This is a genomic window from Spirosoma endbachense, assembly GCF_010233585.1.
GTDB classification, from domain to species: Bacteria; Bacteroidota; Bacteroidia; order Cytophagales; family Spirosomataceae; genus Spirosoma; species Spirosoma endbachense.
Window position 1 is genome coordinate 3,888,134 of the sequence record NZ_CP045997.1, and the last position, 24,148, is coordinate 3,912,281.

17 protein-coding genes are annotated in these 24,148 nt (G+C 49.1%); 14 read left to right on the forward strand and 3 right to left on the reverse strand.

Annotation, left to right across the window (positions count from 1 at the left end; translation table 11 throughout):
* Nucleotides 1–53: 53 nt before the first annotated feature.
* Both GJR95_RS15670 and GJR95_RS15675 read right to left on the reverse strand, forming a co-directional pair.
* The gene (locus tag GJR95_RS15670; RefSeq protein WP_162386768.1) at nucleotides 54–827 is read right to left on the reverse strand and encodes a helix-turn-helix domain-containing protein; all 774 of its coding nucleotides are present in this window, start codon (nucleotides 825–827) and stop codon (nucleotides 54–56) included.
* Nucleotides 828–904: 77 nt separating this feature from the next.
* Nucleotides 905–1,741, reverse strand: coding sequence for a fumarylacetoacetate hydrolase family protein (locus tag GJR95_RS15675; RefSeq protein ID WP_162386769.1), 837 nt, complete (start codon nucleotides 1,739–1,741; stop codon nucleotides 905–907).
* A 293-nt stretch (nucleotides 1,742–2,034) separates the two neighbouring features.
* Here GJR95_RS15675 and recO point away from each other — a divergent pair, with 293 nt between their 5' ends.
* The gene (gene recO / locus GJR95_RS15680) at nucleotides 2,035–2,727 is read left to right on the forward strand and encodes a DNA repair protein RecO (protein WP_162386770.1); all 693 of its coding nucleotides are present in this window, start codon (nucleotides 2,035–2,037) and stop codon (nucleotides 2,725–2,727) included.
* 67 nt (nucleotides 2,728–2,794) lie between these two features.
* Here recO and lptB read toward each other — a convergent pair whose 3' ends face one another.
* Nucleotides 2,795–3,526, reverse strand: coding sequence for an LPS export ABC transporter ATP-binding protein (gene lptB / locus GJR95_RS15685; RefSeq protein ID WP_162386771.1), 732 nt, complete (start codon nucleotides 3,524–3,526; stop codon nucleotides 2,795–2,797).
* 624 nt (nucleotides 3,527–4,150) lie between these two features.
* Between lptB and GJR95_RS15690 the strand changes: the two genes are divergently transcribed.
* From GJR95_RS15690 to GJR95_RS41690, 13 genes are all read left to right on the forward strand, one after another.
* Entirely contained in the window at nucleotides 4,151–5,248 is a 1,098-nt protein-coding gene (locus GJR95_RS15690) for a Nif3-like dinuclear metal center hexameric protein (RefSeq protein ID WP_162386772.1), read from the forward strand.
* A gap of 126 nt (nucleotides 5,249–5,374) precedes the next feature.
* The gene (locus GJR95_RS15695) at nucleotides 5,375–6,130 is read left to right on the forward strand and encodes a zinc ribbon domain-containing protein (protein WP_162386773.1); all 756 of its coding nucleotides are present in this window, start codon (nucleotides 5,375–5,377) and stop codon (nucleotides 6,128–6,130) included.
* A 72-nt stretch (nucleotides 6,131–6,202) separates the two neighbouring features.
* A complete protein-coding gene (locus GJR95_RS15700; RefSeq protein ID WP_232541197.1) occupies nucleotides 6,203–7,708 on the forward strand; it encodes a tetratricopeptide repeat protein in 1,506 nt (501 codons plus the stop codon).
* Nucleotides 7,709–7,838: 130 nt separating this feature from the next.
* Entirely contained in the window at nucleotides 7,839–8,447 is a 609-nt protein-coding gene (locus tag GJR95_RS15705) for an RNA polymerase sigma factor (RefSeq protein WP_162386775.1), read from the forward strand.
* A gap of 110 nt (nucleotides 8,448–8,557) precedes the next feature.
* Nucleotides 8,558–9,673 (forward strand): FecR family protein, encoded by a 1,116-nt coding sequence (locus tag GJR95_RS15710; protein WP_162386776.1) that lies wholly within the window; start codon nucleotides 8,558–8,560, stop codon nucleotides 9,671–9,673.
* A 275-nt stretch (nucleotides 9,674–9,948) separates the two neighbouring features.
* The gene (locus GJR95_RS15715) at nucleotides 9,949–13,419 is read left to right on the forward strand and encodes a TonB-dependent receptor (RefSeq protein ID WP_162386777.1); all 3,471 of its coding nucleotides are present in this window, start codon (nucleotides 9,949–9,951) and stop codon (nucleotides 13,417–13,419) included.
* A gap of 43 nt (nucleotides 13,420–13,462) precedes the next feature.
* The gene (locus tag GJR95_RS15720; protein WP_162386778.1) at nucleotides 13,463–15,193 is read left to right on the forward strand and encodes a RagB/SusD family nutrient uptake outer membrane protein; all 1,731 of its coding nucleotides are present in this window, start codon (nucleotides 13,463–13,465) and stop codon (nucleotides 15,191–15,193) included.
* A gap of 88 nt (nucleotides 15,194–15,281) precedes the next feature.
* Entirely contained in the window at nucleotides 15,282–16,268 is a 987-nt protein-coding gene (locus tag GJR95_RS15725) for a hypothetical protein (RefSeq protein ID WP_162386779.1), read from the forward strand.
* A gap of 32 nt (nucleotides 16,269–16,300) precedes the next feature.
* Nucleotides 16,301–18,487 carry an outer membrane protein assembly factor BamB family protein gene (locus GJR95_RS15730; protein WP_162386780.1) on the forward strand — a complete coding sequence of 729 codons (2,187 nt, stop codon included), beginning with the start codon at nucleotides 16,301–16,303 and terminating at the stop codon, nucleotides 18,485–18,487.
* Between the two features lie 118 nt (nucleotides 18,488–18,605).
* Nucleotides 18,606–19,922 carry an enolase C-terminal domain-like protein gene (locus tag GJR95_RS15735; protein ID WP_174260267.1) on the forward strand — a complete coding sequence of 439 codons (1,317 nt, stop codon included), beginning with the start codon at nucleotides 18,606–18,608 and terminating at the stop codon, nucleotides 19,920–19,922.
* Nucleotides 19,923–20,107: 185 nt separating this feature from the next.
* The gene (locus GJR95_RS15740; RefSeq protein ID WP_162386782.1) at nucleotides 20,108–21,913 is read left to right on the forward strand and encodes an SGNH/GDSL hydrolase family protein; all 1,806 of its coding nucleotides are present in this window, start codon (nucleotides 20,108–20,110) and stop codon (nucleotides 21,911–21,913) included.
* Between the two features lie 30 nt (nucleotides 21,914–21,943).
* The gene (locus GJR95_RS15745) at nucleotides 21,944–23,899 is read left to right on the forward strand and encodes a GDSL-type esterase/lipase family protein (RefSeq protein WP_232541198.1); all 1,956 of its coding nucleotides are present in this window, start codon (nucleotides 21,944–21,946) and stop codon (nucleotides 23,897–23,899) included.
* A gap of 59 nt (nucleotides 23,900–23,958) precedes the next feature.
* The gene (locus GJR95_RS41690; RefSeq protein ID WP_174260207.1) at nucleotides 23,959–24,108 is read left to right on the forward strand and encodes a DUF5989 family protein; all 150 of its coding nucleotides are present in this window, start codon (nucleotides 23,959–23,961) and stop codon (nucleotides 24,106–24,108) included.
* The last annotated feature ends 40 nt before the right edge of the window (nucleotides 24,109–24,148 follow it).

The window sequence follows — 24,148 nt, forward strand, 5'->3', positions numbered from 1 at the left end:
ACAAAATTCTGAATCAGGCCAGGCCCAAACTTGTAAAAAATCGTTTTTCTTCGTCAGATAGCAGTCGGAAAGCGAAGGAATTGAGTAGGCAATAAGCCGGTAAAACGCTTGAAATCATGAAGAAAATGTGCCTGATCGAAATAGCCTGCGTCAATACTGATTCGGGTGGTTGAATCAGTGGAACCCAATGCGTTTATTGCGTTTTTGATTCGAACGATAGACGAAAACTTTTTGGGCGATGCACCCACCTGTTTTCGAAATCGTTTTTCGAGCGGGCTCTGGCTGATGCAGAGTTTATCGGCTAATTCCTTCATGCGGATTGTTCCGTTCGACAAGTGAATGTGCTGAAGGGCAGCTACAATAAGCGGGTCTGTCCGTGGCTCCTGAAGTCGTGACAGCAGGAACTGCTCCACAGTGTTGATTCGGCCCCAATCGTTGCTGGCCGCCATAAGCTGCTCGTCAAGAACCGCCAGGGTTGTCGAATCTATAAAGTTATCGAGCGACAGACTTTTTCCGAAAAACTCGTGGACAGGTTCGCGGAAAAATGCAGCAGCGCCTGTTTCGATAAAATCGACGAGTACAGAGCCAATGTTACGGGAGTTTTTAAAGACTCTAAACGTATCCATAAGTCCCGTAACTCCCGATGTTGATAAAGGAGTTTCACCCGCATTGTCTAGATACATCAGTTTTCCGCGATACTGAAATCCCATCACCAGCGACGTGTCTGGCAAAATTTTATAAGCCTGTTCGTCGGCTGTTTTCGAAATGATCAGCCGACGAACATAAGGTTTAAGCCGGTCGCATGGCCAATAGGGCTGGAATTTCATGGCAACTGAGTCGTGATGGGCGTTAGTACGCATCAGCAAAACCATACGGTAGAAGACGCAAACGATACACCTCTACACTAACCAACAACATTTTCCAGCGTTCCGATCCCATCGATCGTTATTCGAATTTCATCACCTGATCGAAGCGTGAAATCGTCGGGAGGAACAATACCGGTGCCGGTCATGAGGAAGCAGCCGAAAGGAAATGAGCATTCGCGGAAGAGGAACGAAACGAGTTCCGTATGTTGCCGTTTCATCTGGCTGATGGCAATGCTATTGGTAAAGGCAGCCTGAAACTCCCGGATGATTTCCAGCTTAATCTGCGAATCGGGCGAGATTGGCGTCTCTGGAACATAGAGACATGGGCCAAGGGCAGCGCTACCGTCGTAGCTTTTGGCCTGCGGCAGATAGAGCGGATTTTCACCTTCAATACTCCGCGAACTCATATCGTTACCACAGGTGTAGCCTACGATTTTTCCTGATGATGTAATAAATAGTGTTAACTCAGGCTCCGGTACATTCCAGGTCGAGTCGGCCCGAATGCGGACATTTGCTCCTGGTCCTACTACACGTTCCGGTGTTGATTTGAAGAATAATTCAGGACGTTCGGCGTCGTAAACCCGATCATAAAAATTATCTCCTCCCGACTTCTTCGATTCTTCCATGCGGGCATTGCGGCTGCGCAGATACGTAACCCCCGATGCCCAGACTTCCTGCCGACCGATTGGAGCCAGTAAGCCCGTTTGTGCCCATTGCTGGTGATCATCTGCCGGAGCTACCGATTTGGTTATCTCCAGCAGAACATCATACAGATTATCCTGATTGACTAAATCATCCCAGTTGTCGGCCGGAACAGTATAAAACAGATTATTCGATTCAAGAACGATGCCGGAGCCGGTTTTGTAGAGTTTCATGCGAAAAGATTGAATACCATTTGTAAAGAACGATTGTACTGTGTTTTACTTTATCGAAATGTGCTGATTGATGGGGTGATGAATCGTATAAGTTATCGGTCAAAAATAAGGAAACAAGCTAAGAAAGGCCCTTGCTTCGTTAAAAATTGGCTGAGCAGCGAATCGTTTAATCCGTGCAGTCGAGCGACCAGACGTATCGGTTCCTGCGCCATGAAATCAGGAAATGCAGTCAAAAATTCAGCAAAAAAGAGTTAACTTAGTAGGCTTACTACCGCATCGGCGGTTCGACAACAATGCTGCAAAAAACACGGGGTATTGCCCTTAGTTATATTCGTTACCGCGAAACGTCCATTATTGCCCGCGTTTATACCGAAGAGTTTGGTTTACAAAGCTATATTGTCAATAGCGTTCGAACGGCCCGGAGTAAAAACAATAAAATAGCTCTGTTTCAGCCGTTAACGTTGCTCGAGATGGTCGTTTATAACAAGCACGACCGCGATCTGCACCGGCTTTCGGAGATCAAGACCAGCCATCCGTTTCAGAGCCTGCCTTTTGAGGTAAGTAAGTCAACGATTGCGATGTTCGTAACGGAAATGCTGAATAAAGTGCTGAAAGAAGAAGCGAGCAGCCCGGTATTGTTCCGGTTTCTGGTCGATTCAGTACTATTCCTGGAAGAGGCCCGTACGAACTACGAAAACTTCCACCTGACCTTTCTACTGAAACTTTCGTTTTTTCTGGGATTTGGTCCCGAAAGTGCCCGCGAATTCGAGAGCCAGCTCCGGGAAAACTCCTATCCGTTCTTACCCGACGATGAGATGGATGCTGCGCTCAATAGCATGCTTCGCCAGCCCTATGGAACGGCAATCCGGATTTCGCGCTCGGCCCGAAACGAACTGCTGGATGCCCTGGTGGCTTATTATCAGATTCATATCGACTCAATCGGCGAGGTAAAGTCGTTGCCCGTATTGAGGGAGGTGCTGGGATAATAAGCGGTGATTAAACATGAGTCATCCCGAATTTTGCAGGATAGCTCCTATTTGCCGTAATGTGTACTTAAACTTTACGCTTTAGCTCAAAATGCTGACCCAGATAAAGCCGCCGAACCTGTTCATCACTGGCCAGTTCTTCGGCAGTGCCTTGCTTTAGAATTTTACCCTCAAAGAGCAGGTAGGCCCGGTCAGTGATCGAGAGCGTTTCATTCACGTTGTGATCAGTAATGAGAATGCCGATGTTGCGGTGCTTCAATTTGGCGACAATGCTCTGAATGTCTTCTACGGCAATCGGGTCGACACCCGCGAAGGGCTCATCGAGCAGAATAAACTTAGGATCAACAGCCAGCGCACGGGCAATTTCGGTGCGTCGGCGTTCGCCCCCGGAGAGCACCTTGCCTTTGCTCTTGCGAACATGCGTCAGGCTAAACTCAGCGAGCAGCTCTTCTACTTTTTCTTTGCGTTGATTTTTTGGCAAGTCGCTCATTTCGAGTACGGCCAGTACGTTTTCTTCGACCGATAGATCCCGAAAGACAGATGCTTCCTGCGCCAGATAGCCAAGGCCGAGTCGTGCCCGTTTATACATAGGCAGGTCTGTAACATCGATATCATCAATAAAAACCTTACCACTATTGGGCTTCACCAAACCAACAGCCATGTAGAACGAGGTAGTCTTCCCGGCACCATTTGGGCCGAGCAACCCTACAATTTCACCCTGGGCCACCTGATACGACACGTTATTGTTGACCAGCCGCGACCCGTATTTCTTTATTAAATTTTCAGTTCTAAGAATCATTCTGATGCGTTATTGAAAACGGTCAGTGCCGAATTGCCTTAATGCGTTAATGGCTGCTGCAAAGTTCGGGCTAATACCATCTACTGCCAACTATTTTTGGTGTGGGGGAAAGTCTCCATCCGTTTATTAACAATTATTAATGGCAACGAGGCCCATTTTCGACCGAATTGTGTGTTTACTACCAACTATGCTCTGTCTGGTAGCGGACAAATAATGAACTATTTCGTCTGGCTTTTTCAGACAAACCAGCCATCTGTTTAACAACGATATTCCCATCAGTTCGTTCATCCGGACGGTTTCGCTTAGGTAGAATGCCGGTCGAGCTTGTTTGATCTGAAAAAAGACACCATCTACGCTTCAGCCACGTTTAGCATCCAAGCGACCACGCTGGCCCAGCAACGCTGTACCGATTCGCATGACAAAAAATAACCTGATGATGTATTTTCCAGGACTTTCGCAAAACCCCGTGCCACGGTTAATAGTGATGCGTAAACAAACCGTGGCACGGGGTTTTGCGAAAGTCCTGATTTTCATCGACCCGTTTATAAAATCAGATTTTTAGGAATAACTGGTCAGCTAGTATAGATTCGGCCATTGATCCATTGACTCTGTTATTCATTCGTTATGACGCAAATTCGTGAACTGACCAATTATCTTGAAGCATTGGCACCACTTGCCTATCAGGAGTCCTACGATAACTCCGGTTTGATCATTGGCGATCCTACTACCGAACTAACGGGCGTTCTGGTTACGCTGGATGCGACTGAGGCTGTTGTAGACGAGGCTATTGCTAAAGGCTGTAACCTGGTTGTGGCTCACCATCCGATTGTCTTTAAAGGGCTTAAGAAACTCAACGGAAAAAACTACGTTGAACGAACGGTCATCAGGGCCATCAAAAATGACATTGCGATTTATGCCGCCCATACAAACCTGGATAACGTGGTTGGTGGCGTTAATTTCAAGATTGCGGAAAAGCTGAATCTACAGAATGTACAGGTACTGGCACCTAAATCGCAGGTGTTGAGTAAACTGGTCACGTTTGTTCCTGTGGCCGATACGCAACGAATTCTGGACGCGCTTTATGCCGCCGGAGCGGGTCAGATAGGCGACTACAAAAATTGTAGTTTTCGCGTAAGCGGCACTGGAACCTACCAGCCGGGCCAAACCGCACAACCAGCAATTGGTGAGGTAGGCGAATACCACGAAGAGGCTGAAAACCGGATCGAGGTTATCATTCCGACGCATCAGCAGGGGCAATTGTTGGCGGCTCTTAGACAGGCCCATCCGTATGAGGAGGTCGCTTATTATTTAACCGCATTAGATAATAAAAATCAGGAAGTTGGTTCGGGAGCCGTTGGCGATTTGCCGGAGCCACTGGATGGTCAGTCCTGGCTAAGCTACTTGAAAGACAGGATGAATCTTAACCTGATTCGATACACACCATTACCCGCACACCCAATCAGGCGTGTAGCGGTATGTGGGGGCGTCGGGAGCTTTTTACTGCCCGATGCCTTACGAGCAAACGCCGATGTTTTTGTGACGGCAGACTATAAATACCACGAATTTTTCGATGCCGATGGGCGCATTGTCATCTGCGATATTGGTCATTATGAAAGTGAAGTCTTTACAAAAGAGTTAATTAGCCAGCATTTGGCAAAAAAATTCATTACTTTTGCGGTAATTTTATCAGAAACTGACACTAATCCGGTTAGCTATTACTAATGAATAATGTATAATGCAAGGACTCTGAATTGATTAATTTTCAGCTAGTTAGACTATACCCCATTATACATTAAACCGCACGGGCGGTCCGGATTAGGTATTATACTTTAAAACAAAAATCTCCGAATGGAACTGACGATTGCGCAAAAATTAGACGCTCTTCTTAAACTGCAATCCCTTGACTCTCAACTAGACGAACTCATAAAAATTCGCGGTGGTCTGCCCGAAGAGGTCCGTGATCTGGAAGATGATATTGCCGGATTCGAAACTCGGATAGGTAAGTTCCAGGCTGAAATCAAGACGTTGGAAGACGATATTGAGCGCAACCGGGTTGCCAAGAAAGACGCCGAAAAGCTGATTACCAAATACAAAGATCAGCAAATGAACGTGCGCAACAACCGCGAATTCGATGCCATCTCCAAAGAAATCGAATTGCAATCGCTCGAAATCGAACTAGCCGATAAACGAATCAACGAAGCACAATTTCGGGTTCGGGGCAAGGAAGAAGAAATTAAGACTACGCAGGCTGCGCTTAACGAACGGAAAGAAGATCTGAAGGCAAAGAAGCAGGAACTGGATCAGATTACGTCGGAAAGCCAGGAAGAGGAAAAGGAGATTATCAAGCAGCGCGACCAGCAGGCAACAACCATCGAACCGCGCTTATTGAACTCATACAATAAAATCCGGAGCAATGCCCTCAATGGCCTTGCGGTCGTTATGGTGAAACGGGGTGCTTGTGGCGGTTGCTTTAATGTAGTACCACCGCAGCGTCAGGCCGACATTAAAGACAAGAAGAAAATCATCGTTTGCGAACACTGCGGCCGGATTTTTGCCGATGTCGAAGGGGTGCCCGAACCAGCGCCAGTTGGCCGGGGTCGGTAGGTGATTAATCTAATTAGCAAAAAAGGTCGTCTAACTGGCGACCTTTTTTGCTATACTGCGTTTGCTATGCTGATGCTAATCAGACCAATTTCGGTACTAACAGCCGCCCTATTTTTAGTGTCCTGCTGCGTTCATGCGCAGGATTTCGTCTGGACACCAGGTCTGCAACGTGCCTATACGGATCTCCAAAAACTGAAGCTCCAGTCGGCCCGGCAGGCTTTAGTGAAAGAAAGTAGCCAGAACGGTGTCCGCATTTTTCTGGATGATTATGCAGATATGCTCACCCTTGTCACCTCCGACGATGACCGGGCCTATGCTGACATGAGCGACCGCGAAGATGAGCGACTGGATGCGCTTAATGCCTTAGATGAAAACTCGCCCTGGCAGCGTGTTATCCAGGCAGAAGTTCGGCTCCATTGGGCGTTTGTAAAATTGAAATTTGGTAAAGAACTCAGTGCGAGCTGGGATGTTATTCGGGCTTATAAGTTACTGGCTACCAACCAGAAAAAATTCCCCCATTTTTTACCGACCTATAAATCGCTTGGAACACTGCATATCATGGTTGGGTCAGTGCCGGATAATTACGTTTGGGTAGCCAACCTGCTTGGGTTGCATGGCAATGTTCAGCAGGGACAACAGGAGTTGCAGCGAGCCGAACAGGACCCCACCTTCAGGCTCGAAGCCCAGCTTGTTTCGCTGATGGTAAAGGCATACGTCCTGAAATTCTCGGAAGCGGATGGAAAGGATTTACAGCGGCTGGTAAGCGACAATCAGGATAATCTGCTTTTGCATTTTTTCGGGGCAACTATCGAGCAGAAGAATGGCCATAGCGAGCAGGCGCTCACTTATTTACTGACACGCCCTACTGGGTCAGCCTATCAGGCAATGCCAGTCATCGAAAATATTTTAGGCGACATTTACCTGCAAAAGGGACAGAATTCAATGGCTATCAATCACTTCCAGCAATTTCTGACTGCGTATAAAGGACAGAATTTTTTGAAGGATTCATATTATAAGTTATTTCTCTGCCACTGGCTGGCCAATTCGCCTGATAGTAAAGCAAGGTTATTTCTGGAAAAACTGATAACCGTTGGCCGAACGACAGTTGAATCGGATAAGGCCGCGCAGAAATTCGCCGAAGCGTATCTGAAGCGGGGCGGATCGCCCAATCAGAAAGTATTGATGCGAGCCCGGCTTGCCTCCGATGGTGGTTTTACGGATAGTGCGCTGGCTTATCTTCGTCCTTACGGTGAAGCAAAATTTTCATTGACGGCCGAGAAAGCCGAATATAATTACCGCCTTGGTCGTATCTATCAGCGCCGGAACGATGCCGATGCGGCCATTCCTTATCTTAACCGGGCTTTAGTTCTTAGTGAATCCCCCGATGGTAGCCGGGAGCAGTTATCCTTCGGTGCAACGGCGGCTCTACAATTAGGGTATATCTACCAACAGAAGGGCGATCGTGTTCTGGCGCGGTCATTATTCCAGAAAGCACTTAGTTTCAAGCACCACGAGTATAAAAACAGTGTCGACAATAAAGCACGAGCGGCTCTAAGTCAATTGTCACAAAACACTTAGCCAGCTTTTTTGGTATACTCGTAGAGGTCAGCTTCGACTAATGACGAAAATTGTTCAATAAATACCAGATTTGATCAATATAAAATCACATGGGTCGTCTTTAGCGTTTGTATACTAGGGTCAATAACCATTGGAACGTTTTACAGCAGCCACTTATCGGGATTTATCTCCTCAGGAGCTATGGCAACGCTTCAAAGCTGGAGACGAACGGGCTTTAGGAGAGTTGGCCAGGGAGCATTATCCTGGATTGTATAACTATGGCCTGCGTTTAACGACCGACTCCGAACTGGTTTGGGACACGATTCAGGATCTTTTTCTGGAATTATGGGATCACCGGGAAACGGTCGGAAATGCCGTTTTCGTTAAAACGTATCTGCTTAAAGCGCTCCGCTATAAATTATTAAAGTCTCGGGCACATCAATCCCCGATCCAGATTGATGATTCAGACAAGTCTGGCCCCTTCTCGGTATCGATTGAAGACGAAATAATTGATCAGGAAGTGCATACGGAGCAGGCCCGGTTATTGCATCAATTGATGGCTAGTCTCACCAAGCGTCAGCAGGAAGTGCTTTATCTACGATTCTATCAGAACCTGGATAATCACGAAATTGCCCAGATTATGGGCATGGAACGGCAGAGCGTAGCTAACCTCCTTCATCGGACCTTTAAAGAACTCAGAAGCCACTGGTCTCCTGATTTGCTCCTTTCGCTTTTGCTGCTAATCCTCCCCAAACGGTAACAAACAGACAATTGTACTCTAGGCGAAAAAAATTTTACATTTTTTTGAGTATTGGCAGGCAAAGAATAGCACTATAGGGTTAGAAGCAACCGTGTGCTTTTTGCGCTGCTATGAACTACAAGATTTACAACGCTGAAGATTTTCTGTTCGACGAGTCATTTCGCCAATGGGTAGGTGGAACATCTCCCCAGGCTACCGTATTCTGGGAACAATGGCTGATAGAAAATCCGGATCGGGCCGATGTAGTCAGGCAGGCGCAGGAACTTGTACGTGCCTTAACCAGTGAATACCGCGATAATGCAACGGAAGACCGTATCGATAGCGAGCTAAGCCAGTTGATGCAACGGGCCGCCGAGCGTCGGGATGCTGACGTAGAAACACCCGTGCGATCGATCTGGCAACAATCCTGGTGGCGGTGGGCAGCAGCCGCTTCTATTCTCGTTACGGTTGGGTTAGGGATCTGGCTGTATCGGTACACGAATGAGCATGCTCAACCGGCACCTTACGCCCACTTGACAAAGGCAGCGGGCATTCTGCTCCTGGAAAAAGTAAATGACAGCGATCGGGTTGTCAATGTCGTACTTGGCGATGGTAGTGTTGTAACTCTCCGGCCAAAGAGCCGTTTAAGTTATCCAAAACAGTTCGGAGCAAACAACAGAACGGTTTACCTGAACGGGGAAGCTTTTTTCGACGTGGTCAAAAATCCTACTAAACCGTTTCTGATCTACGCCAACCAAACAGTCACTAAAGTACTGGGAACGAGCTTTTTGGTACGGGCTTTTGAAAGCGAAAAAGCCGTTGTCGTAACCGTAAGAACTGGGCGGGTATCGGTTTATAAGCAACAGGATTTTGAGAAAGCACAGCGGTCCGGTCTGCGACAGATTCAGGGCGTCATCCTGACTCCAAATCAACAAATGACGTACAATCTGGCCGATAACCAGCTGATGAAGGCACTGGTTGAGAAACCCAAAGCATTGATGCCCGAAACGATTAGCCGCGAGCAGATCTTTGAGGATGCTCCGGTCGCTAAAGTCTTTTCAACCATCGAGCATACCTACGGTGTGAAGCTTCTTTACAATGAAGATGACCTGTCAGCCTGTCTGGTGAATCTTACGTTTTCGAATGAAAGCCTGCTTGAACGACTCGATGTCGTTTGTCAGACCATTGGCGCTACGTATGAGGTGCTGGATGGGCAGATTGTCATCACCAGTAAAGGCTGTAAGTAAGTATCAAGTGATTAATCAAGACGATGGAGTTCTCAAAATTACCTTAGTTAGCCAATACCTCAATTACCATCAACTCTGAAGCAATACGAATTTTAAACCCACTTTTTTACCGCCCGCCTATGAAGCAGTAGCCAACCTATTCACAAAAAAAAAGCCAGTGATGATTCCGGCATCACTGACTCAAAAAGCACCCTTCTCTGAGACCCTCATTTTGCATGAGGCAGGGGGTTCTTTGTCCATTCCAAAATTCAAATAGCCAAAAAACAAGCAAAAGTATGAAAGAACTTCGACAACCGCTTAGCCTGTTGCGTAGACTTATGAAATTTACTGTCTATCAGTTACTAATAGCGGCTATGGTAGCCGGTCTGGCTGCGGCCCGCCCGGTTGAGGCACAGCAAGTCATGGATCAGCGCATTACACTCCGCGCCGATAACCTGACGATGAAATCTGTGCTCAATCAATTGGGACGCCAGGCCGACGTACGTTTTGCCTACCGATCAGCTCTTAAGCAGTTGAATAGTCACGTTTCACTAAACGCTACCAACCAGCGATTGGGTGAAATTCTCGATCAGTTACTAAAACCGCTCGAGGTCACGTATTACGTTAAAGGGCGGCAGATTATCCTGAATCAGGAACCAGCAGCCCCAAAAGCGCCCGAAGAGTCCACTCGAACAAACGATGAGGCTTTCAATGATCGTTCCCTATCAGGAACGGTTACTGATGAAGCTGGCGTCGGCTTACCAGGTGTAAGTGTGGTTGTAAAAGGAACCCAGCGCGGTACAACCACGGATGCCACGGGCCAGTTTCGGATGACGCTACTCACTGGCGACGATGTTCTGGTTTTTAGTTTTGTTGGGTACCTGTCGCAGGAGGTTACGGTAGGAAATCAGACGGCCGTAACTGTCAGACTGGCCACCGACACCAAAAACCTTAGCGAGGTCGTCGTCGTTGGTTACGGCACACAAAAACGGTCAGATTTAACGGGTTCCATCTCCTCCGTAAAAGCGGAAGATGTAAAAAACCTGCCGGTTCGGAGTATAAACGAAGCCCTGCAAGGTCGGGCTGCGGGTGTTCAGGTAACCCGGAACGACGGGTCGCCAGGGGCTAGCTCCGACATTGTCATCCGGGGCGTGGGCTCCATTGGTGGTATGTCTCCCCTCTATATCGTGGATGGGATTCGTATGTCGGCCGGCAATAACTTCAACTTACAGGATGTCGAATCGATTGAGATTCTGAAAGATGCCAGTGCTGCCGCCATTTATGGGGCTCAGGCAGCTGGCGGGGTCGTACTGGTAACCACCAAGCGGGGGAGCGGTACCGACCGAATGAAAATCAATTTCAATGCCTATTACGGCGTTCGGCAACCCCGAAACCTGTATAAAATGCTGAACACGGCCGACTACATTACGGCCAAGAAAGCGTTCGGCGTGAGTACCACCGGCTGGGGCGATCCAACTACTTTGCCCGATAACGACTGGGTGAAAGATCTGTATACGAACGGCTCCGACCAGAGCTATTCGCTCTCCTTATCTGGAGCTACGGCCAAAACCAATTACTATTTGTCGGCTAACTACCAGCGCGAAGGAGGAACCCTGATCGACAACTGGTTTGATCGGTATGGGCTTCGTTCCAATGCAGATTTCAAGATCAATAAAAAATTGAAGGTTGGCGAAACCCTGTATGCCTGGAAAACAGGAAATAACCCGGTTCAAACAAGCACGTTTCCGTTCCGTTCAGCGCCTGTTGTTCCCATTTATGATCCTACCAACTCAGCCTATGGTGGCTGGGCCAAAACCGGTACGTTTTTTACCGGGCCCAATCTCGTCGGACAGGAATACCAGAACCACATGCTGAATGAACAATACGCACTGGAAGGTAATATCTATGCTGAATGGGAAATTCTTAGCGGGCTCAGCCTTCGCTCCACATTTGGTGCCTCGATCTATAACGTAAAGAATTACAAATTCACGGAGGCCTACGACTACGGCACAGTGGCGAATCATAATGCATTCCTGAGTCGCGACGTCAATAATCAGCGGAACCTAACGGCCAACTTTGTGCTGACCTACGGCAAAACGATTGGTCAGAACGATTTCAAAATACTGGCCGGATACGAAGCCTACAAATCAGACCTGAGTTCGTTGCATGGTGAGGCTCAGAGCTTTCCCTACGTTACATATAACCTGGGTCTGACCTCTAATCCCAGCAGCTACGTAGCCAGCGGTGGTGAATTCCCCCAGACTCGTTTGCTGTCCCAGTTTGGACGGGTCAATTACACCTACGCCAACAAATATCTGCTGACGGCTACGGTTCGCCGGGATGGTTCTGACCGATTCGGCCCCGCCAACAAATTCGGCGTTTTCCCCTCGGCCTCCATTGGCTGGAAACTAAACGAAGAAGCGTTTATTCAGGAGAATCTGAGCTACGTTTCGAACTTAAAACTTCGTGCCAGCTACGGAAAACTGGGAAGTACCAGTAGCATTCCTCAGTATACCTACCAGAACTCATACGGCGGCACGAATGCCATTACCAGCATGGGTCTGCCCGATGGCTCCCGTTTTAAGGGATACGCCCTGACTGCTCAGTTGGCCAATCAGGATATCAAATGGGAATCTGTGCTTCAAACCGACATCGGTCTGGATATTGGCCTGTTGAAAAATGCCCTGAATATCACCGTCGATTGGTACAGTCGCCAGACTAACGATATGATTTATCAGGTTCCTGTGCCTATGTCTACCGGTTTTGGCAGCTCGACAGTTTACACCAACATCGGTCAGATGAGTAACAAAGGTCTTGAACTGGCTATCGATTACCGGGGCAAAAAGGGCGACTTCACCTATGGCATTACCGCCAATGCCGCGTTTAACAGCAACCTGGTAAAAAAACTGGACGGCACGAACAACAATCCAATTAACGACGGCCCGGCCGGTGATTATCTGGAGAGTGTGGTTTCCCGCACGCAGGCCGGTCAGCCGCTGGGACAGTTTTACGGCTATAAAACGGATGGAATTTTCCAGAGTGATGCTGAGGTAGCCGCTCTGAACCAAAAGGCGCAGGAAGCGGCTGCTTCTGCCGGTGGAACGGCAGCTGGGGTTTACTACCAGGCCGCTGCTACAGGGGCGGGTGATCTGAAATTCAAAGACATAAACGGAGACGGAAAAATTACCACCGCCGATAAAACCTTCATTGGTAATCCGTGGCCGAAAATGACGTACGGTTTTACGCTCAGTATGGGCTGGAAAGGGCTGGATTTTTCGGCCTTGTTTCAGGGAATTGCCGGGGTCGATGTTTTCAATGCCAACAAATACTATACGTCGATTTTTGTGGGTGATTACAACACGACCAGGGACATTTTCAACACCTCCTTTTTCAACGGCAACGGACTCACCAACCTGCCTCGGGTAGGCTATACGGATCCGTCCGGAAACTACGTCCGTGACCCCAATGCCAACTACACCCGGATCTCGGATTTTGCTGTCGAAAACGGAGCTTTCCTCAAACTGCGTAATGTTCAGATTGGCTATACTCTACCGGCTTCGCTGATGAAACAGTGGAAAATGTCAGGGCTCCGGGTGTATGTGCAGGGGCAAAACCTGCTGACCTTCACCAAGTATTCAGGGCTTGACCCGGAAGTACTGGGGCGTAGTAGTGGTTCTAATGCAGCCACCACCGGACGGGGCATCGATACGATTTACTCTTATCCTCGTACCTCACTTGTTTCCGTAGGCGTCGATGTCAATTTCTAACCACTTTTCACGGAATTACGTGATTCAAAAAAGATCGTCCATCATGAAGATAGTAGCTAAATTTTCCCTCTTTGTCTTACTCCTGAGTATGGCATCCTGTAAAGAGGATTTCGTTAACGTAGACAATCCTGGCGCCATTTCCACGGCCAGTTATCCAAATTCGGTTGCCGATCTGGAACAGCTCCTGGCAGGTGCTTACGCCACACAGCATGCACCCAGTATATTCGGGCATAACATGCTGGCCAAAAATACCTACCTCTGGGATCATACGACGGATTTAAGCTGGCAGGGAACAACGACCTGGATTCAACTGGCGCAGAATAATTCGCAGGTCAATGACAGCTTTCTGCAAGGCACCTGGCAGGATCTATGGCGGGGAATCCAGCGTTGCAATACGCTACTGGCCGGTGTTGAAGCCTACGCGCCCAAAGCAGCGGCCTCCGATGCGGCTGCGGTGAATCTGATAAAGGGGCAAACGCTGTATCTGAGAGCCTGGTATTATTTCTACCTGACTTCCTTATGGGGCGAAAGCTTTATCGTTGATGGGCAGGGCGGAGATAAACAGGGCGTACCGCTTGTTTCAAAAACGGCTACGAGCCTGCCCGAAACCCAAATAAGCCGCTCGACAGTGAAACAGTGCTGGGACTTCATTATCAGTGACCTGAAAGCCGCCGAAACGCTATTGAAAGGAAAGAGCTGGACAGGCGCTACCGATAAATACAAAATGGGCGAATGGGGTGTTAAAGCCTTTCTGGGTAAGGTCTATGTGTATGTTCAGGACTGGGCGAATGCGAAAACATACCTCAGTGATGTCGTAACCAATAGTGGCAAATCACTGGTTTCATTCGATACCTACAAAACGATGTTCAATGGGCAAAACGAGTTCAATTCCGAATCGCTGATCGAACTCAATCTAAACGTCGACATGACCTATCGGGGTACAGACGATCGCTCGATGGGCTCCAGTATCGGCATGGTGATTGCCCCAACCTATGTTGGTCCCAATGGCGCACAGGCGGCATCGGCCTGGTCGAACGTCTTTCCACATGCCAAAAACATTGCCCGTTTTGGCTTTAATCTGGGGCACTATTTCCCGGCCGGAACCGCTACAGCGAACATAGCGAATGTCGATAAATCTTACATCACGCGTTCTGTAGCCGCCCGAACCAACAAAACAGTAGATCCCCGCTTATGGGTCGCCTGTTTGCAGCCCTATGTCGATTCGATGATTATCAGTGGGGTTAAAAAGCCTATCTCTCACTATCTGGATATTTCAGAAATCGATATGGAAGCCTGGAGTTTCCGGAAATACATTTACCTGGGCGGTGCGGAAGGTGAAGTGAACATGGCGAATGGCGACAATATTCTCTGGCTACGCCTGGCTGATGTTTACTTGCTTTATGCCGAAACGCTGACCCATAGTGGCGACAACGCAACTGCGCTGGAATACATCAATAAAGTCAAGCGACGAGCTTACGGGTATGCCGTCAATACGCCATCGGCCGTTGATTACAAAAGCCTGGCCGATCAGACCAGTGCTCCCGATGCCGTGCTAAAAAATGACCCACTCAAATACGAGCGATGGGCCGAACTATTTGGCGAGGGTCACTGGTGGTTCGACGTCTGCCGATGGAAAATCGGCGATAAAGAAGCGGCTTATTATCAGCGGGTTCGGGGTGGAACCATTCAGTGGGATGCTACCGACTACGCGCAACCCATTCCGATCAATGAGATCACGTCCAACGTTAATATAAAGCAAAACGCGGGCTATTAAGCAGCAGGATACGGTGGTGTCGGGCGAAAGCGTCCGACACCATTCAACTCCCCATTCACTGGCTCTACCAATTTCTCGCAGCGATCTCATGAAACAGGTATTTATTGTCCTTGGCATGCTAGTCGGCATGGCCAGTGCTATTTTTTTGCCTCCGTTTCCGCAAACGGACATGTCCAATGGGGTAATTCAGGCGAAAATTTACCTGCCAGATTCCACCCAGGGCTATTATCAGGGCGTTCGGTTCGACTGGTCGGGTGTTGTTGCCAGCTTAACCTGCAACGGACATAGTTATTTTGGGCAATGGTTCGAGAAATATGATCCAAAATTGCACGATGCTATTAGCGGGCCGGTCGAAGAGTTTACGCCGATCGGTTATGAAGAAGCCAAACCCGGAGACGACTTTCTGAAAATCGGAGTCGGTTCACTTCGGAAGTCGGCCGATTCACCGTATCGGTTTGCTACTCCCTACCCACTCGTCAATCCGGGCAACTGGTCCGTAAAGAAAAAGGCCGATGAAGTTGAATTCATCCATGAACTGACCGATGCTGCGGGTTATTCGTATCTCTATCGGAAGACGCTGAAACTGCTTCGCCGAAAATCGACGTTAGTACTCGAACATTCGCTGAAGAACACAGGCCGTAAACCGATTGAAACAACGGTCTACGATCACAACTTCTACGTAATCGATAACCAGCCGACCGGGCCAGATTTTTCGGTAACCTTTCCGTTCAACTTGCAAACGAACGAAAAAGCCCGAGGGCTGGGAACGTTATTTGAGACCCGGAATAACCAGGTCGCCTACCTTCGGGAACTCACCAAAGGCGAAAGTACTCACTGCTACCTGACCGGCTTTGGCGATACAGCAAAGGATTACGACATCCGGATCGAAAACCGAAAAACCGGCGCGGGTGTGCACATCACCAGCGATCAACCCATTGCTCAATTAGCCTTCTGGTCGATAGCGACAGTTGTCTGCCCCGAACCGTATGTCCGGATAAAGGCCGAGCCGGGTAAGGAATTCACCTGGAAAATCACCTACGACTACTATACCTTTCCACAAGCCGCTTCGAAGTAGCCTTAAAACAACGTCATTTTCTTCAGGAGTCCATGAACTATACGACAACACTTGGATCGATCGGCTTGTTGTGCCTGCTCTTTGCCGCCGTTCATCCAACTCGTGACGGAGCCAGCATCGATCAGCCGGGCAATTCAAATTGGCCCAACTACGGCGGGAATAAAGCCGGAAACCGCTACTCACCCCTCAATCAGATCAATCTCAGCAATGTCAAAAACCTCAAAGTAGCCTGGACCTACGATGCGGCAGCCACCGATAGCAAAACCGGTCGCCAACCCGAGATTCAGTGTCAGCCCATCGTCGTGAACGGTATTCTGTACGGCACATCACCGAAGCTAAAATTATTTGCGGTAGAGGCCAATACGGGCAAACAACGCTGGCTGTTTGATCCATTTAAGGACAGGCAGGCCCGCTTTAACCCCAATCGGGGCATTATGTATTGGGAAGATGGCAACGACAAGCGCATTCTTTATTCGGCTGGCCCTACCCTCTTCGCCATCAATGCGCTTACGGGTGAACCCGTTGCTCAGTTTGGCAAAAACGGAGAGGTCGATTTACGGGAGGGCCTGATCGCCGATCCCAAAATCGATATTAAAAAACTATCTGTTTCAGCAACCAGTCCCGGAACGATTTACAACGATCTGTTGATCATTGGCTCAGCCGTTTCCGAATACGGTGATGCTGCACCAGGTCATGTACGGGCGTTCGATGTTCGTACGGGAACAATGCGCTGGATCTTCCACACGGTTCCTCAGCCCGGTGAAACGGGTTACGAAACATGGCCTAAAGATGCCTATAAAAAAATAGGCGGAGCCAATAACTGGGCGGGCATGGTGCTCGATGAAAAACGCGGCATGGTCTACTTCGGAACGGGTTCGCCAGCGGTTGACTTCTACGGTGGCAGCCGGGCAGGGCAAAATCTGTATTCTGACTGTATCCTTGCCCTGAATGCCGAAACAGGCAAATTGAAATGGTACTACCAAACGGTTCAGCATGATTTGTGGGACCGAGATTTGCCCTGTCAACCCAATCTGGTTACCGTGAAGCATAATGGCCGGATGGTCGATGCCGTTGCCCAGAGCACCAAAGATGGATTGATTTATGTGCTCGACCGCGACACGGGCGAATCGCTCTTCCCGGTTGAGGAACGGGCTGTTCCAACGTCTGGTCTTCCGGGCGAACAACCCTGGCCTAAACAGAAATTTCCGTTGAAACCGGCCCCCTTTTCCCGGCAGTTATTTACCGAAGCCGACATTACCGACCGTACGCCCGAAGCCCATGCCTTCGTGAAAGAACGATTCCAGAAAACGCGCTCTGGTAATAAGTTTATGCCACCCAGTCTGGAAGGCACGTTACTATTTGGCATTGGTGGTGGAGCCGAATGGGGCGGCAATGCGGCTGATCCGGATGGTATTCTTTATCAGAATGCCAACGAGATGGTCTGGGATCTGAAGATGATGGACATGGCCGCCCGAACGGCTGAATTAAAGACAAAAGGGAATGCCTTGTATCAAGCCAACTGTGCGGCCTGTCATGGAATTGACCGGAAAGGCAGTGGACAGGCTTACCCTAGTTTAGTTGATGTTGGCAATCGGTTGTCGGGACAGGATATTCAGGCCATTCTGAAATCAGGTCGGGGCCGGATGCCCTCGTTCGAGCACATTTCCGATCAGGACCGTAGCACGCTGGTCCGCTTTCTGCTCAATACCGAATCAAAAACCAGCGAAACGGGCGATCACCATTCAGCTGCGGCCCCGACAGCGGTTGCCGAAAAATCTGAATTTCCGTACATACCTCCTTATATCAACAATGGTTATACACGCTTCTTCGACCCCGATGGCTATCCGGCCGTAAAACCGCCCTGGGGAACGCTCAATGCGATTAACCTCAACACAGGAGAGTATCTGTGGCGGGTCCCGCTCGGCGAATTTCCGGAATTGACCAAAAAGGGAATTCCACTAACGGGTACTGAAAATTATGGCGGACCAATCGTTACGGCAGGTGGCCTGGTCTTTATCGCGGCTACCTACGACGAACGAATTCGGGCTTTCGACCGCAAAACGGGAAAAGTTGTCTGGGAATACCAGCTTCCGGCGGGTGGATTTGCCACGCCCATTACCTATCAGGTCGATGGTAAGCAGTATGTCGTTATTGCCGCCGGAGGGGTCAAAAACGGCCACAAACCGGGTGGTTCATACATCGCGTTTGCCCTTCCTTAACCATGTCTTTACCAGAATAACAAACGAATTTATTAATCCTTCAAGCCATCTTTCCATGAATACAGCCCGTGAATTGCACGAGAATCAACCAGAACAAAGTCGTCGTGATGCCCTGAAAATGCTGGGTATGGGCTCCTCCGCCGGACTCCTCAGCCTGTTCGGCGGACTCCCCACTGCCCAGGCCAGAGAACAACAAACTACCCCCCGATACGCCCTAGGGGCAGCACCCGTTAAAATCAAATCCGTCAAAGCCATCGCCACCGCCCCACAAGGCTCCAACCTCATCGTCGTTAAGGTCGAAACCTCTGAACCCGGACTCTATGGACTCGGCTGCGCTACCTTCACCCAGCGGGCGGCCACCGTCATCGTCGCCATCAACACCTACCTCAACGAATTCTGCGTCGGTAAAGACGTCGATAATATCGAGGATATGTGGCAGGCTGCCTATGTCAGCTCCTACTGGCGCAACGGACCCGTCCTCAACAATGCCCTCTCCGGACTCGATCAGGCCCTGTGGGACATCAAAGGAAAACGAGCCGGTATGCCTGTCTACCAGCTCCTGGGTGGCAAAGTCCGATTCGCTATCCCCTGCTACACCCATGCCGGGGGCAATACTCCCGAAGCAGCCGCCGACAGCGTCAAAAAATTCATGGCCGATGGCTTCAAGTACATCCGCATCCAGCAGGGTGGCTATGGAGCTGTAGGGGCCACGGCCGATAAGCCCGACTTCAAGGTAGCCAACTTCGGGGGCGAAACCGACAACTACATGAATGAGCGGTTGTATCTGAAGTCGGTGCCCAAGATGTTTGAGGTGGTTCGTAAGGAGTGTGGGGATGAGATCGAGCTCTTGCATGACATCCACGAGCGGGTGCAGCCCATCGATGCCATCAACATGATCAAGCGGGTGGAGGAGTACCGGCCTTTCTTCATCGAAGATCCCTTCTCGCCCGAGAACATGAAGTGGTTTGCCCAGTTGCGGCAGGCCACCTCGGTGCCCATTGCGATGGGTGAATTGTTCAACAACATCAACGAGTTCAAGGAGCCGATGGTGAATCAGTGGTTCGATTTCATCCGGATTCACGTCTCCCAGATTGGGGGCATCACCCCCGCCATGAAGGTAGCCCGGTTGGGGGAATGGTTCAACATCCGCACGGCCTGGCATGGACCGGGTGATGTTTCGCCGGTGGGTCATGCGGCCCATGCGCACATCGATCTGGCGGTGTGGAATTTTGGGATTCAGGAAGCGGTGCAGTTTTCGGAGAAGACGCAGTCGGTGTTCAGTGGTTGTCCGACGATGAACAAGGGGTATATGTCGGTCAACGAGGTGCCGGGTTTGGGGGTTGATATCAACGAGAAGGAGGCCGCCAAGTATCCCATCAGCACCAAGTCGAACTGGCAGGTGCGCAAGATGGATGGCACCATTATCAGACCGTAAGGCTGGAAATTTCTGCAAGCTGCGTAAAAAATGAAAGTAGCTACAGCATTTAATGCTGCTTTGGTTATTTGTCAGCAAATTTGTTCTGAACACAAAGCGAACGAAAAACACAACGATTGACAACTTTTGCGTTTTTCGTTCGCTTTGTGTTCAACAGATTCGACACCCAAGCCTCCCGATTGACCATGACCCGAAAACTGCTCTTTTTTATCCTGTTTGCCTGTGTTCAGCACCCAATTATTTTTGCGCAAAATCCTACGGAGTACGTCTGGTGGAATCCGGCTCAAAATCAATTTCCGGTTATTGAAGGTCAGGCGTGGCCGAAGGATGTCAAAAATCCGTATGACCGGCTCCCGGCACAGGCAGAAAAGAGCGTTAGGGATGTGGTCTGGAATCTGTCGCACAATGGGGCGGGGTTGCTGATTCGTTTCAAAGCCAGTACCGATCAGCTCGTCGTGCGCTATGCGGTGAGCGGCTCCCATGCCCTACCACACATGCCGGCAACGGGGGTGAGCGGAGTGGATTTGTACGCTCTCAACAGCGATGGTGACTGGCGGTGGTGTACCGGGAAATACGCTTTTAAGGATACGGTTGAATATCGGTTTACGAATCTGGAGCCGAACGATCAATACCATCAGAAAGGGCGTGAATACCGGCTGTATCTGCCCCTTTACAATTCGGTAAAATGGCTGGAAATAGGCGTTCCCAAAGGTGTTTCGTTTACGCCGTTACCAATCCGGATCGAAAAGCCAATCGTCGTTTATGGCACCTCGATTGCGCAGGGAGCCTGTGCATCGCGACCGGGTATGGCCTGGACGGCTATTCTGGGCCGAAAGCTTGACCGGCCGGTTATCAATCTGGGGTTTTCGGGTAATGGTCGGCTGGAGAAAGAGGTTGTCCAGTTACTACCAGACATCGATGCCAAACTCTACGTGCTGGACTGTCTGCCGAATCTGGTTGCCTCAGTAGGTATTGCTCCTGAAGAGATCAAAAACAGGATCATCGAGTCGGTAAAAACGCTTCGGCAAAAACGCCCGGCAATCCCTGTTCTGCTGGTGGAACACGCAGGCTATACCGATGGATCACTGAATGCCACCCGTCGCAAATTCTATACGGATGCCAATGAACTGATGCGCCAGGCATTCGCTCAGTTGAAAACTGAAGGAATTAACCAGATTTACCTCCTCCCCAAAACAGCACTTAATCTGGAAATGGACGATATGGTCGATGGTACGCACCCGACCGATCTGGGTATGCAACATTATGCTGATGCCTATGAAAAAAGCATCCGTACGATTCTCAATGAGCCAATTGGCCAATACACTACAACTAAGCCCTGTACGCAATTTCGGGATGCCGCGATTTACGATTGGGAAACCCGACACCGGGATATGGTATCGTTAGCCAAAGCAAAACCCCCGCGCATTATTTTTCTGGGGAATTCCATCACGCACTATTGGGGTGGACAGCCACAGGCACCCATCAGCCGGGGAATCGACTCATGGAATACCGTCCTGGCTCCATTGGGGACACAAAATTTTGGCTATGGCTGGGACCGCATCGAAAATGTACTGTGGCGGGTCTATCACGATGAACTCGATGGCTATTCAGCCGCACAGGTCGTTGTTATGATCGGCACAAATAATCTGCAACTGAGCACCGATACGGAAATCATTGAAGGACTGAAATTTCTGGTTAGTGCCATCAAAACCCGTCAGCCGGGGGCAGATGTACTCTTGCTTGGTATCCTGCCACGTCGTCAGGGAGAAGCCCGAATCCTTGAACTCAACAAAGGAATTGCACAGGCTTCGGGACAATTAAACGTAACCTTCGCTGATCCAGGAACTGTTTTTCTGAAGGAAGATGGCAAAATTGATGAATCGTTTTTCACCGACGGTCTTCATCCGAACGCAGAAGGCTATCAAAAACTGGCAGGCAAACTCACTCCTTTTCTGAAGCCGGTCGAGCAGAGCAACAAACAAAAACGGTAGTGCTGCCTTAGCGCTACAACCGCATTGTTCATGAAGAAGACAGCATCCAATCCGCAAACCTTAGCCGATCGCAAACGAATGAGCAGCAGGCAATTGTGGTTGTTTAAGGGCATTGCTTTGCTGCTACCTTTTTTGCTTCTGGCCCTACTGGAAGGTGTTCTACGACTGTTCAGCTATGGCCATGAACTGCGCCTTTTTGTCGATGATCCGCAGCAATCGGGCTTTCTGGTCATGAACCAGCATGCTTCAGAAAAGTATTTTACGGAAACAGACAATGCTACCATCGGTAATTTTGAGCCCTTTCACAAACACAAACCCGACGGAACACTGCGGATTTTTGTCCTGGGGGAATCAACAACGATCGGCTACCCGTACATGCATAATGGGTCATTTCACCGCTGGCTGCAATACCGGCTCACGCATACCTTTCCCGATAAAGAGTTCGAGATCATTAATCTGGCCTTGACAGCGGTAAACTCTTATACGGTGTACGGTTTCGCACAGGAGCTGGCCGCCTACCAACCCGATGCCGTGTTGATTTACACTGGTCATAATGAATACTATGGTGCTTTAGGCGTTGGCTCAACGAGTTCAATTGCCCGGAATCCATCGCTCGTTCGATTTGTACTTAAACTTCGTGAGTTTCGGCTCATGCAATTGATTGGTCATACCTTAGCCGGAATTCAGAAAGCACTATCCGGTCAGCAACCAGATTTGCGCGAAAATCTGATGAAACGGATGGCCGCCGACCAACAGATTCCTTATCAATCGGAGGTCTATCAGCAAGGAATCGAGCAGTATAAAACTAACCTGAACGATCTGTGTCAACTGTTATCGAATCAGAAGATTCCCGTTTTTATCAGCAATCTGGTCAGCAACGAAAAAGACCTGAAGCCGTTAATCAGTGCATCGGGAAATCTGGCCAACTCGGCTCAACAGCAATATCAGCTTGCTGGCCAGGCCTATAAAACAGGGGATTTTACTACGGCAAAAAAGGCGTATGTGCAGGCTAAAGAGCTGGATTTATTGCGTTTTCGAGCTCCTGAAGCCATGAATCAGGTCATTCGGGAACTGGCCACCCGCTACCCCGATGTGACAATCGTTGATACCAAAGCCTACTTTGAAAAACAGTCTGCCCGCGGCATTCTGGGTAAAGAAACATTACTGGAGCATGTACATCCCAACTTATTCGGTTATGCGTTGCTTTCCGATGCGTTTTATGAGGCCCTGAAAAAGCGTAAACTGATTCCTACTGAAGGCAGTCAGGAAATGTCATTCGCGCAGTTAAAGCAGCAAATGCCGATTACGGCTGTCGACTCGCTTCAGGGAGCTTACGAAATGATGATTCTTAAAGAGGGCTGGCCATTTAATGAACCAATGCCACCGGAGGAAAATCGCCCAAAAACGGTTGAGGAACAGTTGGCAGGGGCTTTAGTCGTTAAGCAATTGTCCTGGCGCGATGCCATGAATCAATTGGCTGCTTATTACGTGAAAGTGAAAAATCCGCTTAAAACCCTGCAGGTAACCGAAGCGTTATCGCTGGAATATCCAAACGACCCAAATCTGTACGCTCAGGCTGGCAAACTTTGCGCTGCCCTGAATCAGAACGAGCAGGCGGTTCTATACTTAAAAAAAGCATTTCAATTAGAAAATACCTTCGACAAAGCCCAGCAGTTGTTTATCACGTTCCTGAAGCTGGATCGGCCAGAAGAAGCCTTGCCTTACCTGAGGTATGCCTCAGCCAACAATACGTCTACGTTCAACTTAAACGAACTACAGACGTTTGTTGAGCAGTTGATAGAGCTCAAAAAGCAGTACGCCAAAGACACCAACAATGTGATTCTGAGCAATCAACTGGCCGCTGGTTATCTTAAATTTGCGAATGCCAGCGCGGCTGCCAAGTATGTAAAAAAAACCTTGCAACAAGACAGTCACAATGCCGATGCGTTACAGTTAAATAAACAGATTCAGGCGCTCAGAAAATAAGCAGACGAATTTCCTGTTTATGACAATTGAGTAAACTGTCTATTAAAAACGAACTACTCATGGAGTTTTTAAAGGATTTCTGGCTTTTTGTGCGGGAACGCAAGCGGTATTGGTTAGTACCGCTATTTATTATCCTGCTCCTACTTGGCTTGTTAACCGTATTCACGACAGGTTCCGCGTTGGCCCCGTTTATTTACTCTATTTTCTAAAAACCTGATTTAGCCCGATTCGATGACTGCCGGAAATCTG

What these genes read in the sequence shown, in the direction of transcription:
- GJR95_RS15700 (WP_232541197.1), top strand. Translation starts at nt 6,203, where the DNA reads ATGCTAATCAGACCAATTTCGGTACTAACAGCCGCCCTATTTTTAGTG.
- GJR95_RS15730 (WP_162386780.1), top strand. Translation starts at nt 16,301, where the DNA reads ATGAACTATACGACAACACTTGGATCGATCGGCTTGTTGTGCCTGCTC.
- GJR95_RS15710 (WP_162386776.1), top strand. Translation starts at nt 8,558, where the DNA reads ATGAACTACAAGATTTACAACGCTGAAGATTTTCTGTTCGACGAGTCA.
- GJR95_RS15725 (WP_162386779.1), top strand. Translation starts at nt 15,282, where the DNA reads ATGAAACAGGTATTTATTGTCCTTGGCATGCTAGTCGGCATGGCCAGT.
- GJR95_RS15675 (WP_162386769.1), bottom strand. Translation starts at nt 1,741, where the DNA reads ATGAAACTCTACAAAACCGGCTCCGGCATCGTTCTTGAATCGAATAAT.
- GJR95_RS15715 (WP_162386777.1), top strand. Translation starts at nt 9,949, where the DNA reads ATGAAAGAACTTCGACAACCGCTTAGCCTGTTGCGTAGACTTATGAAA.
- recO (WP_162386770.1), top strand. Translation starts at nt 2,035, where the DNA reads ATGCTGCAAAAAACACGGGGTATTGCCCTTAGTTATATTCGTTACCGC.
- GJR95_RS15740 (WP_162386782.1), top strand. Translation starts at nt 20,108, where the DNA reads ATGACCCGAAAACTGCTCTTTTTTATCCTGTTTGCCTGTGTTCAGCAC.
- GJR95_RS15735 (WP_174260267.1), top strand. Translation starts at nt 18,606, where the DNA reads ATGCTGGGTATGGGCTCCTCCGCCGGACTCCTCAGCCTGTTCGGCGGA.
- GJR95_RS15670 (WP_162386768.1), bottom strand. Translation starts at nt 827, where the DNA reads ATGAAATTCCAGCCCTATTGGCCATGCGACCGGCTTAAACCTTATGTT.
- GJR95_RS41690 (WP_174260207.1), top strand. Translation starts at nt 23,959, where the DNA reads ATGGAGTTTTTAAAGGATTTCTGGCTTTTTGTGCGGGAACGCAAGCGG.
- GJR95_RS15745 (WP_232541198.1), top strand. Translation starts at nt 21,944, where the DNA reads ATGAAGAAGACAGCATCCAATCCGCAAACCTTAGCCGATCGCAAACGA.
- GJR95_RS15695 (WP_162386773.1), top strand. Translation starts at nt 5,375, where the DNA reads ATGGAACTGACGATTGCGCAAAAATTAGACGCTCTTCTTAAACTGCAA.
- GJR95_RS15720 (WP_162386778.1), top strand. Translation starts at nt 13,463, where the DNA reads ATGAAGATAGTAGCTAAATTTTCCCTCTTTGTCTTACTCCTGAGTATG.
- GJR95_RS15690 (WP_162386772.1), top strand. Translation starts at nt 4,151, where the DNA reads ATGACGCAAATTCGTGAACTGACCAATTATCTTGAAGCATTGGCACCA.
- lptB (WP_162386771.1), bottom strand. Translation starts at nt 3,526, where the DNA reads ATGATTCTTAGAACTGAAAATTTAATAAAGAAATACGGGTCGCGGCTG.